The sequence below is a fragment of the Paenibacillus sp. genome (assembly GCF_031177825.1).
In the GTDB taxonomy this organism is placed as follows: Bacteria; Bacillota; Bacilli; order Paenibacillales; family YIM-B00363; genus Paenibacillus_AE.
This window is the reverse complement of sequence record NZ_JAPSKE010000005.1, coordinates 96,780-112,410: the sequence shown is the minus strand read 5'-3', so window position 1 is coordinate 112,410 and position 15,631 is coordinate 96,780. Positions and strand designations below refer to the sequence as shown.

At 62.2% G+C, this 15,631-nt stretch carries 11 protein-coding genes and 1 pseudogene; 10 read left to right on the top strand and 2 right to left on the bottom strand.

What is annotated here, in order from left to right:
- Positions 1-87 precede the first annotated feature (87 nt).
- The 8 genes and pseudogenes from RIN49_RS07855 (at position 88) to RIN49_RS07820 (ending at position 10,435) form a co-directional block, all read left to right on the top strand.
- Positions 88-1,020 carry an ABC transporter ATP-binding protein gene (locus RIN49_RS07855; protein ID WP_309119618.1) on the top strand — a complete coding sequence of 311 codons (933 nt, stop codon included), beginning with the start codon at positions 88-90 and terminating at the stop codon, positions 1,018-1,020.
- 12 nt (positions 1,021-1,032) lie between these two features.
- Positions 1,033-2,310, top strand: a complete 1,278-nt coding sequence (locus tag RIN49_RS07850; RefSeq protein ID WP_309119617.1) for an ABC transporter permease — start codon at positions 1,033-1,035, stop codon at positions 2,308-2,310.
- 3 nt (positions 2,311-2,313) lie between these two features.
- Positions 2,314-3,420 (top strand): ABC transporter permease, encoded by a 1,107-nt coding sequence (locus tag RIN49_RS07845; RefSeq protein WP_309119616.1) that lies wholly within the window; start codon positions 2,314-2,316, stop codon positions 3,418-3,420.
- 497 nt (positions 3,421-3,917) lie between these two features.
- Positions 3,918-6,341: pseudogene (locus tag RIN49_RS07840) on the top strand (heavy metal translocating P-type ATPase); the annotation flags it as partial.
- Between the two features lie 899 nt (positions 6,342-7,240).
- Positions 7,241-7,504, top strand: a complete 264-nt coding sequence (locus RIN49_RS07835) for a metal-sensing transcriptional repressor (RefSeq protein WP_309119615.1) — start codon at positions 7,241-7,243, stop codon at positions 7,502-7,504.
- Positions 7,505-7,539: 35 nt separating this feature from the next.
- On the top strand, positions 7,540-8,232 hold the full coding sequence (locus tag RIN49_RS07830; RefSeq protein WP_309119614.1) for a DUF2306 domain-containing protein: 693 nt from the start codon (positions 7,540-7,542) through the stop codon (positions 8,230-8,232).
- A 160-nt stretch (positions 8,233-8,392) separates the two neighbouring features.
- Entirely contained in the window at positions 8,393-8,626 is a 234-nt protein-coding gene (locus RIN49_RS07825; protein WP_309119613.1) for a hypothetical protein, read from the top strand.
- A gap of 3 nt (positions 8,627-8,629) precedes the next feature.
- Positions 8,630-10,435 (top strand): ABC transporter ATP-binding protein, encoded by a 1,806-nt coding sequence (locus RIN49_RS07820; protein ID WP_309119612.1) that lies wholly within the window; start codon positions 8,630-8,632, stop codon positions 10,433-10,435.
- A 46-nt stretch (positions 10,436-10,481) separates the two neighbouring features.
- Here the strand turns inward: RIN49_RS07820 and RIN49_RS07815 are convergent, their stop codons facing one another.
- Both RIN49_RS07815 and RIN49_RS07810 read right to left on the bottom strand, forming a co-directional pair.
- Positions 10,482-11,288, bottom strand: a complete 807-nt coding sequence (locus RIN49_RS07815) for a metallophosphoesterase family protein (RefSeq protein ID WP_309119611.1) — start codon at positions 11,286-11,288, stop codon at positions 10,482-10,484.
- Between the two features lie 17 nt (positions 11,289-11,305).
- Positions 11,306-12,271: a metallophosphoesterase family protein gene (locus tag RIN49_RS07810; protein ID WP_309119610.1), complete on the bottom strand. Its 966-nt coding sequence runs from the start codon at positions 12,269-12,271 to the stop codon at positions 11,306-11,308.
- 137 nt (positions 12,272-12,408) lie between these two features.
- Here RIN49_RS07810 and RIN49_RS07805 point away from each other — a divergent pair, with 137 nt between their 5' ends.
- Both RIN49_RS07805 and RIN49_RS07800 read left to right on the top strand, forming a co-directional pair.
- A complete protein-coding gene (locus tag RIN49_RS07805; RefSeq protein ID WP_309119609.1) occupies positions 12,409-13,230 on the top strand; it encodes a DeoR/GlpR family DNA-binding transcription regulator in 822 nt (273 codons plus the stop codon).
- Between the two features lie 16 nt (positions 13,231-13,246).
- On the top strand, positions 13,247-15,499 hold the full coding sequence (locus tag RIN49_RS07800) for a helix-turn-helix domain-containing protein (RefSeq protein ID WP_309119608.1): 2,253 nt from the start codon (positions 13,247-13,249) through the stop codon (positions 15,497-15,499).
- Positions 15,500-15,631: the final 132 nt, after the last annotated feature.

Below are 15,631 nucleotides of genomic sequence, written 5' to 3'. Positions count from 1 at the left end.
CGCCGATAACGAATGACCGAAGGCAGTGGGAGCACTGTCTTTTTCTATGTATATTGAACTCAATAGCTGTTTAGGAGGAACGTAACGATGCTGGAAACGGTCGATCTGCGCAAAACCTATAAAACCAATGTTGCGGTAGACAATGTCAATCTGTATCTCGACGCGGGCGAGTCGGTCGGTCTGCTCGGTCCGAACGGGGCGGGCAAATCGACGACGATCTCGATGATCTCCACCTTGCTTCGCCCGACGTCGGGGGACGTCAAGCTGGACGGGCGGAGCGTGGTTCAGGACCCGAAGCACATTCGAGGCGTCCTCGGCGTCGTGCCGCAGGAGATCGCCTTATACGAGGAACTGAGCGCGCTCGAAAATTTGCAGTTTTTCGGGCGTATCTACGGGCTTCGAGGCAAGGCGCTCGACCGCGCCGTAGAGGAATCGCTAGAGCTGGTGGGCCTGAGCGAGCGGAAGAAGGAGCGCATTAAGACGTATTCGGGCGGGATGAAGCGCCGGATTAACATCGCCGCCGCGCTTTTGCATCAGCCGAAGATCGTCATCATGGACGAACCGACGGTCGGCATCGACCCGCAGTCGCGGAATTACATTTTGGAGACGGTACGGCTGCTGAATCGGGAAAAGCGGATGACGGTGCTCTATACCAGTCATTACATGGAAGAGGTCGAGCAGCTGTGCGACCGCGTGTACATCATGGATCACGGCAAGGTGATCGCTTCCGGGCGCAAAGACGAGCTGAAGAGCATCTTGTCTTCGGAGGATACTATCTTCCTGCAGCTGGAGGAGCCGTGCCCCGCGCTGGCGGAGGAGCTTCGAAGCGCCGAGGGCATTCGGCAGGTCGCGGAGGCGGACCAAGGGCTGAAGCTGATCGTGCCGAAGCAAAGCAAGCTGCTGGGCCGCCTGTTCCAGGCGGCGGAGAAACACGGCGCGCAGATCGTGAACTTGAACGTGCAAAAGCCGAGCCTCGAAGATGTGTTCCTGCATCTGACCGGCCGGAAATTGAGAGATTAGGGGGGAGGACGATTGGCACCGTTCCTGAAAAAAGACGTGCTGTTGATCCTTCGCGACCGGAAGGAGCTTGCGATCCTCCTCCTGATGCCGTTCGTGTTGATCGCCATCCTGGGCTTCGCGCTCGGCGACATGATCAACGCGACGGCGCCGACCTTGGATATGGGCGTCGTCGTCGTCGACGAGGAGGACGAAGCGGAAGGCTTGGCGCGATTCCGGGAGGAGGTTCGGGCCGCTCCGCTTCCGGAAGACGCCAAGGCCGCGCTGCTCGCCGCGTCCGAAGAGGTGCGGCCGCAGCGGCTGCTGCGGGACGTGCTGGAGAGCGAACGACTGTCCGAGCTGCTGACCGTATCGGAGATGGAGCTGGAAGCCGCTCGGACGGCGTTGGAGCGGGACGAGGCGAACGCGATCGTACGCATCCCGCCGAATTTCACGTACGATTCGCTGAATAAGATGCTGCTCGAGCGCGGCGAAGGCGCGACGCTGGAGCTGGAAGCGTCCGAATCGTCGCCGCTGCGGGCGGGCGTCGTCCGCGATATCGTAGACGGGTTCGTCCGTACGGTGAATTTCCAGACGGCGTTGGGACAGACGGCCGGCGCCGCTCCCGGCGCGGCGGACGCGCCGGCGGCCGCCGGGGCCGCGGGCGGCGTCGAGTCGGTCTCGCGCTACAAGCCGGTCAACTCGCTGCAATATTACACGATCGGGATGGCCGTCATGTTCGTGCTGTACATCGCTTCGTCGACGGCCGGACGCGCCTTCCAAGAGAAGCGGCAGTACACGTTCGACCGGATGATGATCGCCGGCGCGCATCCGCTGCGGTTTCTCGGCGGGAAGATCGCGTCGGGCGCGATGCTCGCCTTCCTGCAGCTGGCGGTGCTCTTCCTGCTGTCGAGTCTTATTTTCCAATCGTTCGCGGGACAGCCGCCGCGCTTTTGGGCGGGGCTCGCCTTCATCAGCGCGGCGGTGGCCGTCTGCGTCGGCGGACTGGCCGCGCTGCTGACGGCGATGAATTACCGGATGCAGACGGGAACGGCGACGGATTTATTTTCCGGCATGATGGTGTCCTTGTTGGCCTTCCTCGGCGGCAGCTTCTTCCCGACCGCGCAAATGTCGGATTGGCTGAACGCGCTCGGCGGCTGGACGCCGAACGGCGCCGCGCTGTCCTCGTACCTGCAGATGCTGCAAGGGGCCGATTCCGCCCGCTGGATGGACGACGTGTACCGGCTGCTCGGGATGGCCGTCGTCTTCGCGGCGGCCGCCGTATGGATGTTTCCGAAGAGGAGGGACGGCTGAGCGATGCTTGCCATATTGAAGGTGCAGCTTCAGCAGATGAAGCGAAATCCCGCTACGATGCTGTTGATGATCGTCATGACCGTTCTGTTTACGGTAGCGATGGGGGCGAACGCGGTCACCAGCGTGCCCGTGTATGCGTTCCCTGATCCGGCGCTGTCGGCCGACGACGCCGAAGCTTGGCTCGAGCGGTTGAATCGGTCGGAGACGTTCGAGTTCGTGCTCGAGGCAGAGTCCGAAGCGAAAGAGCGCGTCACCGAGGGGAAGGCCGAATTCGCTCTGCGGCTGCTGCCGGACGATTATCGGATCGTGGCGGCCGTCGACAATAGCGCGAATCTCCAGGCGTTAGCTCATTACGTTCGGACGGTGTACGAGGAGGAGCTGACGATCCGCGCGGCGGAGGCGTCGTCGGGCGGATCGTCGATACGCGTCGAGCTCGAGGAGCGCTTGGCCGCGCCGGCGCTGCGCGTCGCGTCGTCGGAGGTGGCGACGGAGGAGGACTTCAAGTACGACGCGAGGGTGCAGGCGCTGTTCGGATTCGCCTTGTTCTTCTCGATTTTCACGGTGGCCTACTCGGTTAACGCGCTGCTCGAAGAGAAAAGGAGCGGCGTCTGGGACCGCGTCATCCTGTCGCCGGTGACGAAGATATCGATGTACGTCGGCCATCTCGTCAACAGCTTCATCGCCGGGTACGTGCAGATCGCCGTCGTGTTCGTCTTGTTCCGCTACGTCTTCGACTTCCCGGTCGGAGACAGCTTCGCCACGCTGCTTGTCTTGATCGGCGTCTACACGTTCGCGGTCGTGGCGCTCGGCCTGCTGCTCGCGGGCCTCGTGCAGACGCCGCAGCAGATGTCGGTGCTCATCCCGATCGTCGCGGTGAGCTCCGCGATGATCGGCGGCGCGTATTGGCCGATCGAGATCGTGACCAACCCGGCGCTGCTCGCCTTGGCCAAGGTCATCCCGGTCACGTACGGGATGGAGGCGCTCAAGGGCGTCGCCTACTACGGCTACACGTGGTCGGAGCTGCTGCGGCCGGTGTCGTATATGCTGCTGATCGGCGTCGCATGCATGGGCGTCGGCATTAACTTGATCGAGCGCCGCAGGCGCGGATGAACGTCCCGGAACTCTTTACTGAGGTGGAGAGTTCCGGGATTTTTTCGTTATTTACGAGGGGCGTTTTACCCGCCCGCCGCACTAGAAATCGGGAATGAACTTCCCGCTTTCGCGGAACAAACTACCTTTTTGCTGCCTTGCTGCCTACATTACTCCGAACCGCCACTCTACTCTACGCGCCTACCATGTCGGAGTGGAACGTCACCCCCCACTTCCGCGGAACATACAACCTGAAATGTAGTAGCTTGCTTCCCACCCGGCCCCGTTTGACTCAGCGGTTGCATGTGATAAGCGCAAATGTGAGCCTTGGGCGGGGGTTTAAGCGGAAACTTCCGGTTATAAGCGCAAATGTGAGCTTAGCATGCGGTCCGCGCCGCTGCGGCGCGGCTTTGCGCGCACCCCGCAAAAGTTTGCGCCCGGGCGCGCATCGTTTGCGCGTTCGCCGGCCGGCCGCCGGTTTATGATAGGTTCATCCTAAACAAACGGAGGAACTAGAGATGAAAGAAGTCATATTGAACGTCCGCGGCATGAGCTGCAACCACTGCGTCCACTCGATTCTGAATGGGCTCGGGAAGCTCGGCGCGTCGGCGATCGTCGATCTGGAGGCGGGCACGGTAACGGTAACCCATGACGAGGAGCGACAGCCGCTGGAGGCGATCGTCGCGACGATCGTGGAACAAGGCTACTCCGTCGAAGCGTAAGGTGACCCCATTGAGCCACATGCAGCAGCTGTCCGGACAGGCACAACGGCAAGTGACGTTAGACATTATCGGCATGACCTGCGCCGCCTGCGCGACCCGCATCGAGAAGGGGCTCAATCGTATCGACGGGGTGCAGGCGACGGTCAACCTGACGCTGGAAACCGCGCGAATCGAATTCGTACCCGCGAAGACGACGGTCGGCGAAGTCATCGGGCCGTCGAAAAGATCGGCTATAAAGCGGCGCCGCGCGCCGAAACGTCGGACGACGGCGCGCGCCGGAGGCGGGACATCCGCATCCAGCAAGCGACGCTGCTGCTCTCGACGCTGTTAACGCTGCCGCTGCTCTGGGCTATGGTCGGCCACTTCGAGTTTACGTCGTGGATTTGGGTGCCCGCGAAGCTGATGGACCCGTGGGTGCAATGGTGGCTCGCGACGCCGGTCCAGTTCTTGATCGGCGGGCGCTTCTACGTCGGGGCGTTCAAGGCGCTTCGGGGCGGAGGCGCGAACATGGATGTGCTCGTCGCGCTCGGCACGTCGGCTGCGTATTTCTACAGCCTGTACGTGACTATGGCCGGGCGGCCGTCGGAGCTGTATTACGAAACCGGCTCCGTGCTCATTACCTTCATCCTGCTCGGGAAACTGTTCGAGACGGCGGCGAAAGGCCGCTCCTCCGACGCGATTAAGAAGCTGATAGGGCTGCAAGCGAAGGAGGCGATCGTCCTGCTCGGCGGGGAGGAAGTTCGCGTCCCCGCCGACCGCGTGGAAGCCGGACACCTCGTGCTCGTCCGCCCCGGAGAGAAGGTGCCGGTCGACGGCGTCGTCGAAGCGGGCGCTTCGGCGGTGGACGAGTCGATGCTGACGGGAGAAAGCTTGCCGGTCGGGAAAACCGTTGGCGACCCTGTCTACGGGGCGACGATCAACAAGAACGGGGCGCTTCAAGTGCGCGCGACGAAGGTCGGCAAGGACACGGCGCTCGCGCACATTATCCGCGTCGTGGCGGAGGCGCAAAGCTCCAAAGCGCCGATTCAGCGGGTCGCCGACGCGATCTCGGGCATCTTCGTGCCGATCGTGCTCGCGATCGCCGCCGCGACATTTCTGATTTGGTGGTTCGTCGCCGACCCCGGAAACACCGCAGGAGCTTTGGAAAAGGCTATCGCCGTTCTCGTCATCGCCTGTCCATGCGCGCTCGGTCTCGCGACGCCGACCTCCATCATGGCAGGCTCGGGCCGAGCGGCCGAGCTCGGCATCCTGTTCAAGGGCGGCGAGCATCTCGAAAACGCGCACCGCGCGACGACGGTCGTTCTGGACAAGACCGGCACGATCACGAACGGCAAGCCGGTCTTGACGGACGTTCGGGCGGAGCCCGAATTTCTAGAGGCGCAGCTGCTCGCCTGGGTCGGAGCGGCCGAGAAGCGATCGGAGCATCCGCTGGCCGAGGCGATCGTGGAGGGCATCCAAGGAAGAGGGATTGCCGCCGCAGCCGAGGCGACGTCGTTCCAAGCGGTGCCTGGACACGGCGTCGAAGCGATCGTAGAAGGCAGAAGCATCGTCGTCGGAACGCGGAGGCTGCTGGGCGCGAACGATGTACGAATCAAGCCCGAAGCCGAAGAACAGATGAGCCGGCTGGAAGCGATGGGCCGAACGGCGATGCCGATCGCCGTCGACGGCGCCTATGCCGGCTTCCTCGCCGTGGCCGATACGCTCAAGGAAACGTCGAAGGAGGCGGTGGCGGAGCTGAAGCGGCTCGGACTCGACGTGCTGATGCTGACCGGCGACAACCCGCGCACCGCGCAAGCGATCGCGGCGCAAGCCGGCATCGACCGCGTGCTGGCGGAGGTGCTGCCGGAAGGGAAGGCGCAGGAAGTGAGGAAGCTGCAGGCGGCCGGCGCCGTCGTCGCGATGGCGGGCGACGGGATCAACGACGCGCCGGCGCTCGCCACGGCCGACGTCGGCATCGCGATCGGCACGGGCGCGGACGCCGCGATCGAAGCGGCCGACGTGACGCTGCTTCGCGGCGACCTGAACGGCATCCCCGTTGCGATCGAGATGAGCCGCAAGACGATGGCCAACATTAAGCAAAACTTGGTCTGGGCGCTCGGATACAACGCACTCGGCATTCCGATCGCCGCTATGGGCTACTTGGAGCCGTGGGTCGCCGGCGCCGCCATGGCGCTCAGCTCGGTGTCCGTCGTGCTCAACGCGCTCCGGCTGCAAGAGGCGAACAAGGCGAAAGACGAGGGAGTGGAAGGAATGAACGGAAAGATGCAATTCGCGGTGGTCGTCTTGCTCGCCGGCATGTCGTTCTTCGCGGGATACGGGTTCGGCAGACAGGACGCACCGACAGCCCCGACCGCGGCGATCGCGGTATCCGCGGCGGCCGCGGCGGAAGCGCCGCAAGCCGGTCATGGCCATGGTAACGCAGGCGCGGCCGCGACCGAAATCGTCACGACAGCGATGTGGACCGCGGACAACGCCGTCGCCGGCGAGAGGACCGGACTTCGAATCGAAATCAAGGACGAAGCCGGCGAACCCGTCGAGGCGTTCGACGTCAGGCATGAGAAGCTGATGCACCTGATCGTCGTGAGCAAGGATTTATCCTACTTCGATCACATCCATCCGGAGTACCGCGGCGAAGGCGTCTTCGAAATCGCGACATCGTTCCCGGCCGGGGGAGAATACAAGCTCATCGCGGATTACGTACCGAGCGGCGGCTCGACGACGACGGCGACCGAGCGGATCCGCGTGGACGGGCCCGACAAGGACGACGTACCTCTGACGCCGGGCGGCGGACACGCGAAGACGGCGGGGAGCATCCAAGTGACGCTGGAGGACGATCATCCCGTCTCCGGGCAACATTTCGAGCTGGCGTTCCGGATCGCGGACAGCAAGACGAAGCAGCCCGTTACCGACCTGGAGCCGTACCTCGGAGCCGTCGGACATGTCGTCATTCTAAGCGAGGATACGGAGGAATACCTCCACGTCCACCCGATCGACGAGTCGGCGTCGGGCCCGGAGGCAAGATTTGCCACAAGCTTCCCTGAACCCGGCGTCTATAAGCTGTGGGCGCAATTTCAACGGGACGGACGCGTGATCACTGTGCCGTTCGTCGTAGAAGCGGAATGACGAACGCGCGAACGGAGCCGCTCCTCCTCCGATTAAGGGAGATCGAGCAGCGCATCCGCGACTTGAAGAACGGCGTCGGGAACGATCGCTCCTGCGACGAGACGCTCGTTCGCATCGCCGCGATTCAAGCGACCTTGAACGAGGTAAGCGGACAACTGTTCGAAGACCACTGGCGCCGCTGCGTCGCCCGGGACATCCAAGCCGGCGACGCGGACGCCGTCGATCGGTTCATGGCCAGCGTTGCCAAAATGCTAAAGTAAAGCGGGAAATTAAAAAAAGAAAGGATGCACTATCTATGCAACTGACCTTCGACATCCTTCGCTGGAGCCACATCTTCTTCGGATTTCTTGCGCTCGCCGTGTTTTGGATCCCGATCGTAACGAAGAAAGGCGGGCGCGCGCACAATCGAGCGGGCTGGATCTACGCCACCGCGATGGGGGTCGTCTCGGCGTCCGCGTTCCTTATGGGAATGTATCGGCTGACGTGGGATGCAGGCCCCGACGCGGATGCGATCCCGTTCGCCTGGTTTCTGACGTTCGTCTCGATTTTGAGCGCCGCGACGGCATGGTACGGCATTCGCGTGCTTCGTCACAAACGGCGGAAGACGCCGCATCGGGTGACGCTCGATTTGTTGTTCCCGTTCTTGTTGTTTGCTTCCGGGATCGGCATATCGGCGTACGGGTGGGTCATTCATTTCCCGTTGCTGCAGTACTTTCCGTTCCTCGGGGTGTTCCTGGGCGGCACGCAGCTGCTCTACTGGCTGACCGTACCGGCGAAACCGTCGCATTGGGCGGTAGAGCACATCGTCGGTATGCTTTCCTGTTGCATCGCGACCGTTACCGCGTTCTTGGTGTTCGGCGCCCCGAGATTGCTCGGGGTCGATTCGGGCAGCCTGCTCGTCTGGTTTTCGCCGACGGTCGCGCTCGTGCCGCTCATCATCGGCTTTACGAACGTCTACCGAAGAAAATTCGATGGACCGCGGCGGTAGAGCCGGGAGAAGCGCAGCGCAACGCCGCCGCTTCCCCGGCTCTTTCTTTTGCGCGAGGGACGCAAGCTTTTGCGGGCGGCGGTTCAATGTTTGCGCGTTGCGGCCCGCCGCTCCGCGCTATCATTTTCCTAACGACATAGAAGCGTAAGGAGAAGAAACCATGCGAAGCGGGAAATGGATGGATCGGCTCGGGGTCGCGAGCCAAATCGGATTGTTGATCAGTTTTTGCGGAGCGCTCTGCGTCGAGGCGACGGGCGTCGACGAATGGAGGCGCTGGGTGGGCGTATGCGCGGCGGCTTCCTTGTCGGCGGCGGCGCTCGCGGCCGCCGCCTGCGTGCGGCAAATCGCCAAGAACAAGCGAGCCGCCCGGCTGCGTCGGCGGCAAGGAGCGTAACCGATGAACGTCTATCAACGATTCAAGCCGTACGCGCGGAGGCAGCGCAGCCTCTATGTCCTTGGGTTTATCGGCAGTCTCTTCCGCTTCCTCATTCCGCTGTCCGTGCCGATCGTCATCAAGTATTTGTTCGACGAGCTGCTCCAGAACGACGGGATTGCGTACGCCGACAAGCTGCAGCAGCTGTTCTTCATCACGGCGGTCGTGCTGGCGGCGTTCTTCTTCGTGCGGGGGCCGATGGAATACGTTAGGCAGTTTTTCCTGCACAAGGCGAACAACAATGTCATTAAAGAGCTGCGCACGGACGCGTTCCGCAAGGTGCATACGCTGGACGCGAAATACTTCGCGGATCGGAAGAGCGGGGAGATCGGCACCCGGTTTTTCGACGACATCGAGAAAATCCGAGGCTACATGACCGCGATGTTTTCGAACGTGTGGATCGAGCTGACCGTCCTCGTCTTCGTCGTCGGCATTATGTTCTCGCTGAACGCAAGGCTTACGCTGCTGGCCGCGCTGCTCGTCGGCGTTCAGTTCGCGCTGGCGCATCTGTTCGCGAAGCGGCTGAAGCGTACGACGCAGCAGATGATGAGCTATCGGTCGGTGCTCAGCGGGTTCATTTTCGAAAAAATACAGGGGGCCTTCCTCGCGAAGCTGTTCCAAGCCGAACAGAAGGATAAAGAAGAGTTGAATCGGCATCTGACCCGGTACGAGACGATGACGGACGCCCAAGCGCGCGTGAACGCCGTGTCGCTCGCCGCGGTGAACGTCTTAAGCGACGCGACGCCGTTCCTCGTCGTGCTGGCCGGAAGCTTGCTCGTCCTTGACGGCACCTTGACGCTCGGCGCCTTGATCGCGTTCTTCGCTTACGTCGATCGGATGCGGGGGCCGGTGTCCGCGCTCGTCGGAGCGTTCCCCGCCATTACGGAAGGCCGCGTCGCCATGACGCGCGTCTTCGAATTTCTGGACACGGACGCGTCGATTCGGGAACAGGCGGCTCCCCTCGAGATTCGAGAGTTCTCGGACTCCATCACGTTCCGCGACGTATCCTTCGGTTATCTCCCGGAGCGTCGCAATCTCGATCGCGTATCGTTCACGCTGCGGAAAGGGAGGACGTACGCGTTCGTCGGGGAGAGCGGGGGCGGCAAGAGTACGATTCTGCAGCTGCTTACCCGGATGTATGACGCGGAGCGCGGAGAGGTGCTCATCGACGGAGTAAACATCAAACGTCTGTCGCTATCGAGCGTGAGGCGCCAGATGGGGATCGTCACGCAGGACAGCTTTCTCTACAGCACGTCGATCATGGACAACATTCGAATCGGGAAGCTCGAGGCGACCGACGAGGAAGCGATCGCGGCGGCGAAGCTGGCGTACGCGCATGAGTTTATCGCCGCCTTGCCGAACGGATACGACACCGAGGTCGGCGAGCGGGGCGTGAAGCTGTCCGGCGGACAGAAGCAGCGGATCGCGCTGGCGCGGGTGTTTTTGAAGAACGCGCCCATCTTGCTCCTGGACGAAGCGACGAGCGCGCTGGACAACGAGAGCGAGAAGCTCGTCCAACGGTCGGTGCGGGAGATCGGCCGGCAATCGACCGTCATCATGGTCGCGCATCGGCTGTCGACCGTGCTCCATGCGGATACGATCTTCGTCGTCAAGGGCGGCCGCATCGTCGAAAGCGGGAGCCACGACGAGTTAATGGAAAAAGGCGGGTATTACCGAGAGTTGTATGCGGAGCAGCATCCTGCGGCGGATCTCCCGGCCGCGCCGGCCGGAATCGAGCTTCGCGCCGCCGCCGAGGCCGTCCGCGCATAGCGAAAGGCCGATCCCGAGATCGATCCCGGACGTCGGCCTTCGCATATTAATAACGCGCCGTCGCCTCGAACGCGTCGAGCCATCGGCGTTCGCGGTGGCACAGCAGGCGCAGCACCGCTCGGTCTTCGTACACGTCTACCCACCGAGACTGCGGATGCTCCTCGTACATGCAGCCGCCGCCGACGAAGACGTTGCCGCCCCTCCGGACGAGCTGATCGTCGCGGTCCATGCGGCAGTGGGTATGGCCGCTGAACAGCAGCGCGTTCTTGCGGCGGTCCAGCAGCGACCGCACCCGCTCGGACGCGAGGCACGTCCCTTCCGAGCCGGCCACGGTGTCGTTCAGCGGATGATGCATGAACACGAACGTCGGAGCGCCCGCATGAGCGCGCAGCCGATCCTCGAGCCACGTCAACTGCGCTTCGCGCAGCCACCCGGCTTCGTTGCTGTCCGGCGTATAGTGCTCCGTGGACAAGAACAGGAAAGGGAATCCTTCGTGGATCCGTTCGTAATAAATCCCGGGCATGCGCGTCATCGCAAGGAAGCGGGCTTGCGCCCGTTCGGACGTACACTCGGGTTCCTCGTACCGTCCGTAATATTCGTGATTGCCCATCGTAAAATAGACAGGCATCTCGCAGGGACGGAAAGCGCCCATCGCGAGCCGGTAATCCCGGAGCTTCCCGTTCGTCAGGTCGCCGTTGCAGACGACGAAGCGGGGTTCGAGAGAAGCTAAGTAAGCGATCTCCTCCGTTAGGAAGGGAACCCAGTCGACAGGCGTTTCCCCAGGGTCCGCGTAAGCCATGAAGTGAAGATCCGATACGACGGAAAAGGAAAATAAAGGCCGATCCGCGCTCATGCTTGCCGATGCCCTCCTTACGCGCCCGCTTCGGTGTGCGGATCCCAACTCTCCGCGGCGGGCGGATGGGGCTTCTGCACGTCGACTCGCGTGCCGTCGTCCAGGCGCAGCCAGCTTCCCAACCGGAGCTCGTCCTCGATGCGGCGGAGTTGGATAACGCGAGCGCCTCTCGGGAATCCCTCGCGGCCGTACGTGTTATACCCCGTCGCGCGACCGTAATAGAGCCCTACGCCGTGCAGCTCTCCCCAATAGTCGTTCACGTGATCGTGCCCGGCGAAGACGCCGCGAACGGTGCCGTCTTCGACGAAGGCGGAGAACAGCCCGCTGTTGACCTTCGGGCAGCAGACCGCTTCGTATTTAGAGCCGTAGCAGACGCGGTGATTCCAGACGTCGTTATATTCCGGGAACGGGATATGGAGGAAGGCTAGAGACGGCGACGCGTCCGACCGCCGCGCGCGTCGGGCAATCGCTTGCGCCCGGAACCACTCGACCTGATCCGGTCGGACCCAGTCGTAACCGCCGACCGGATGCGGGGCGTTCATGCCCGAGTCGAAGAAGTACAGACTGGCGGCCTCCGCCCCGTCGGCCGGGTCGACGACGTCGAGCACATAGTTCCCGATGCCGTGAATGTCTTCGGGCCCTCGTTCCATGTGGCAATAGTCGCCCTCTTGCAGAGCGCCGAGCAGCTCGAGCCGCGTGGCCGAGCCTTCGGGGTCGTGGTTGCCGAAGACGGCCGCCCAAGGGATGCGGCTCTCCTCGGCGGCGCGGACCGCGGACCGAATGGCCGCAAGCGGGTCGAGGCAATGCTCGGCTTGAATCAAGTCGCCCGTATACACGACCAGATCGGGCGCCTCCGCCGCGAGTACGTTCCGCATCAGCGCTTCGCTGCGGAGGTCCTTCTCATCTCCGTTCTTCCAATGTACATCCGTAAATTGCACGATCGTAAAGCTGCCGTCCGGGCGTAACATAAGTCCGTCGCTCATCGTAGCGCTGCCTCCAGTAGAAGACGATTTGGCTTGCTCCTCTCATCATAGCAAAAAAGAAAACCATGGCAACAGAAAAAGCAACAAAATGCAAAATAATGGTGTATACTTTGGGTAAGAAAGGGGAGGGTCCGGGTATGCTTCAGGAGGAACGACTCGCCGAAGTGTTGCGTCTGCTTCGCGAGAAGGGGACGGTGAAAATTCAGGAGTTGACCGAACGGTTCGGCGTCACCCGGGAGACGGTTCGCAGAGATCTCTACGAACTGGAACGGCTCGGCCACGTTCGGAAGGTGCACGGCGGCGCGACGCTGCACAAGACGGGCGTCGAACCGGCGTACTCCGAACGGGCGGACTCCTTGGTCGCGCAGAAGCAGGCGATCGCGAAGCGAAGCGCCGACTTGGTCGAGACGGGGGATTCGCTGTTTATCGATGTGGGCACGACGGCCCTTCTGTTCGCAAGGCAATTGCACGCGCACCGCGATCTTCGGATCATTACGAATTCGGTGCCCGTCGCGATGGAATTGGCGCATCATCCCTCCGCCAAGGTTCTCTTGTGCGGCGGCTTCATCCGTCCGGGGGATTTGTCCGTCTCCGGCGCGCCGGCCCGCCAAGTGCTGGAGACGTTCTTCGCCGATAAGGCGTTCATCGGGGTGGGGGGGCTTTCCGCGAACGGACTTACCGATTATCATGTGGAAGAGGCCGATCTTCGCCGCCTGATGATGCAGCGGGCGAAGGAGACGATCGCCATGGCCGATTCCACGAAACTGGGCGTTACGGCGTTCCATTACGTCGCGTCGGCGGAGGCGATCTCCGTTCTCGTGACGGACCGCGAAGCAGACCCCGCCGCGCTGCTTGCTCTCGTCGAGTCCGGCGTACAGGTCATCGTGGCCGACGGAGAAGCGGAAGGAGGCCTCTCGAAGCTCAATTCGCCGAGAAAGCGGGATGGTTCGATTGAATAGGAAGCGCCCCTATTTTTTGAACAATATTTCGTTTCGACATAAGCTTCTCTATTATTCTTTGCTCTTGAGCATCGTGCCCATATTAATATTAGGGGCGGTATCCTCGTATATCGCCTCTATGAGCATGCAGAAAGAAGTCGACCGCCATCATCGGATTTTATTGCAGCATCTGCAGCGGCAGATCGACGAATTTTACAGAGAGGCCGATCGCGTCTCCGTCCAGCTCGCTACGCAGGAGTCGGTCGTACGGGCGATGCGGCTCGGTCCGTCGATGGCGCATTACGAGGAGACGCGGGCGGCGATCGACGAAGTGGCGCGAATGCGAGCGTCCGCGCCGTTCCCGTACGACGTATCGCTCGTATTCACGAGCTTCGACATGGTGTATTCGAATTTGTACGGCTTGGTGCCGTTGCCGGATTTCCCGTTATCCGGCGAGAGCGGCGTAATCGACCCGGACCCGATCGGCTCGACGCTGTTGTACCCCGAACGCGCCGCGGAGCGGAACGAAATCGTCTTGGTGCGGCCGGTGCCGGTGTTCACGACGCCGTCGTACGGGTCGATCGTGCTGCATGTGCCGATCGACGCTTTGATTCGGCAGCTGGAGCAATTCCAAACGGGCTCGGGTCGAGAGCTGTACATCGTCGATCGTCACGGAAGGGTCGTCGCGGACAACGTCGTCGACGCGTCGAAGCGCGCTGCGTACTTCCCGCCGGACGCGTTCGAACGGAGCGCGTACGCGGCGGCGGACGGCACGGCCTATCGGCTGAGCTCGCTCGATTCCGCATTGTCGGATTGGTCGTTCGTCGCCTTGACGCCGGAGAGCCAGCTGACCGATAAGTCGAAGCGAATCCAAATCGTGACGGCCTGGATGGTGCTCGCGCTAACGCTCGTGTGGGGGGCGATCGCGTTCCTCGGCTCGCGGCAGCTGTACTCGCCGATCAAGCGGCTGTTCCAACGCGTCCCGCAGCAATCGCAGACGCAGGCGCAGGCGCCGTCGACGAAGGAGCTGGTCGCGGTGGAAGCCTACATCCAGCGCATGGAGAAGCAAAACAAAGATTTGCAGCACCAATGGAACAGCAATCTGCCGCATATTCAGGAAAACTTGCTCTTAGGCCTTCTATGGGGCGTAACGTCCGAGGAGGAGTTCCTGAAGCATCCGGGAGCCGGCGGTCTGCTGCAGCGCCGCAAGTATTGCGTCAGCGTCGTGGAGTGGGACGACGCGTCGTCGTTCCGCAGCAGGTTCGGCGAGCGCGATCGAGCGCTGTTCATGTTCGCGTTCCGGAAAATCGTAGAGGAGTTGTGCGTCGAATATTCGACGCCGGACATCGCGATCACGATCGTGTCCCCGAACCCCGAGCAGATCGCGCTGATCGTCGGGACGGACGGCGAACCGGAACGGGTGGCGGCCTCGTTCGAGCCGCTCGCGAAGCAGATGCGGGAGATCGTGCAGACCTATTTAAAGAATACGATCACGGTCACGTTCAGCGCGACGCGCGGCGGCATCGGCGCCATCCCAGGCTTGTATCAGGAGGCGCGGTCGCTGCTCGAGTTCCGTATGCTGCTCGGACCGAATCTGACGATTTCGCATCGCGACATCGAACGGTCGGCGCCGCTGCTCGAACGGCAATGGATTCGCGAGCTGAAGAACATCGCCGCATCCGCCGCGCTCGCGCAGACGGAGCGCGCCCGAGACGAGCTGGACGCCTTCGTCGAAGCGCTGCCGGCCCGGATAACGGACGTGCAGACCGCGAGGGGGCTGCTGTCGTATTTCATCGGGGAGCTCGCGCATCAGCTGCACGAGATCGGGGCGGACGCGAACGACATTTTCGAAGAAAACTTGTATCAACGCATCTCGCGCTTTCACACCGTGTACGAAGCGGCCGCTTGGCTGCGGGAAGAGGTGTTTCCGGCGATTGCGGCGCGGCTTCGCGAGGAGCAGGACGAGAAGTTCCGCATCGATCAAGTGCTGCAGTACATCCACGCGCACTTCGAGACCGACTTGTCGCTGCAGCAGCTCGCGGACATCGCCAAGCTGAGTCCCACGCAGCTCAGCCGCATGTTCAAGGAAGTTACGGGCGTCCCTTATGCGGATTACTTGATCGCTTACCGGATGGAGAAGGCGAAGTATTGGCTCGAGCATTCCGATTTGCCGATCAAGACGATCGCGGAACGGCTCCGGTATACGACGGTTCAAAACTTCACCCGCATCTTCAAGCAGGTGGTCGGCGTGCCGCCTGCGCAGTATCGCAGAACGCTTCGAGGCGCGTGAACGGCGGCGGCCCCCCCTTGCGGGGAGCCGCTTTTTTCTTTTTATACGCCCTTTTATCCGTTGTTGCGGAGGCGGAATGAACGGATAAATGCAGGTAAATCGGGGCTGTATTACAGTGATGGCAGGGTCAAG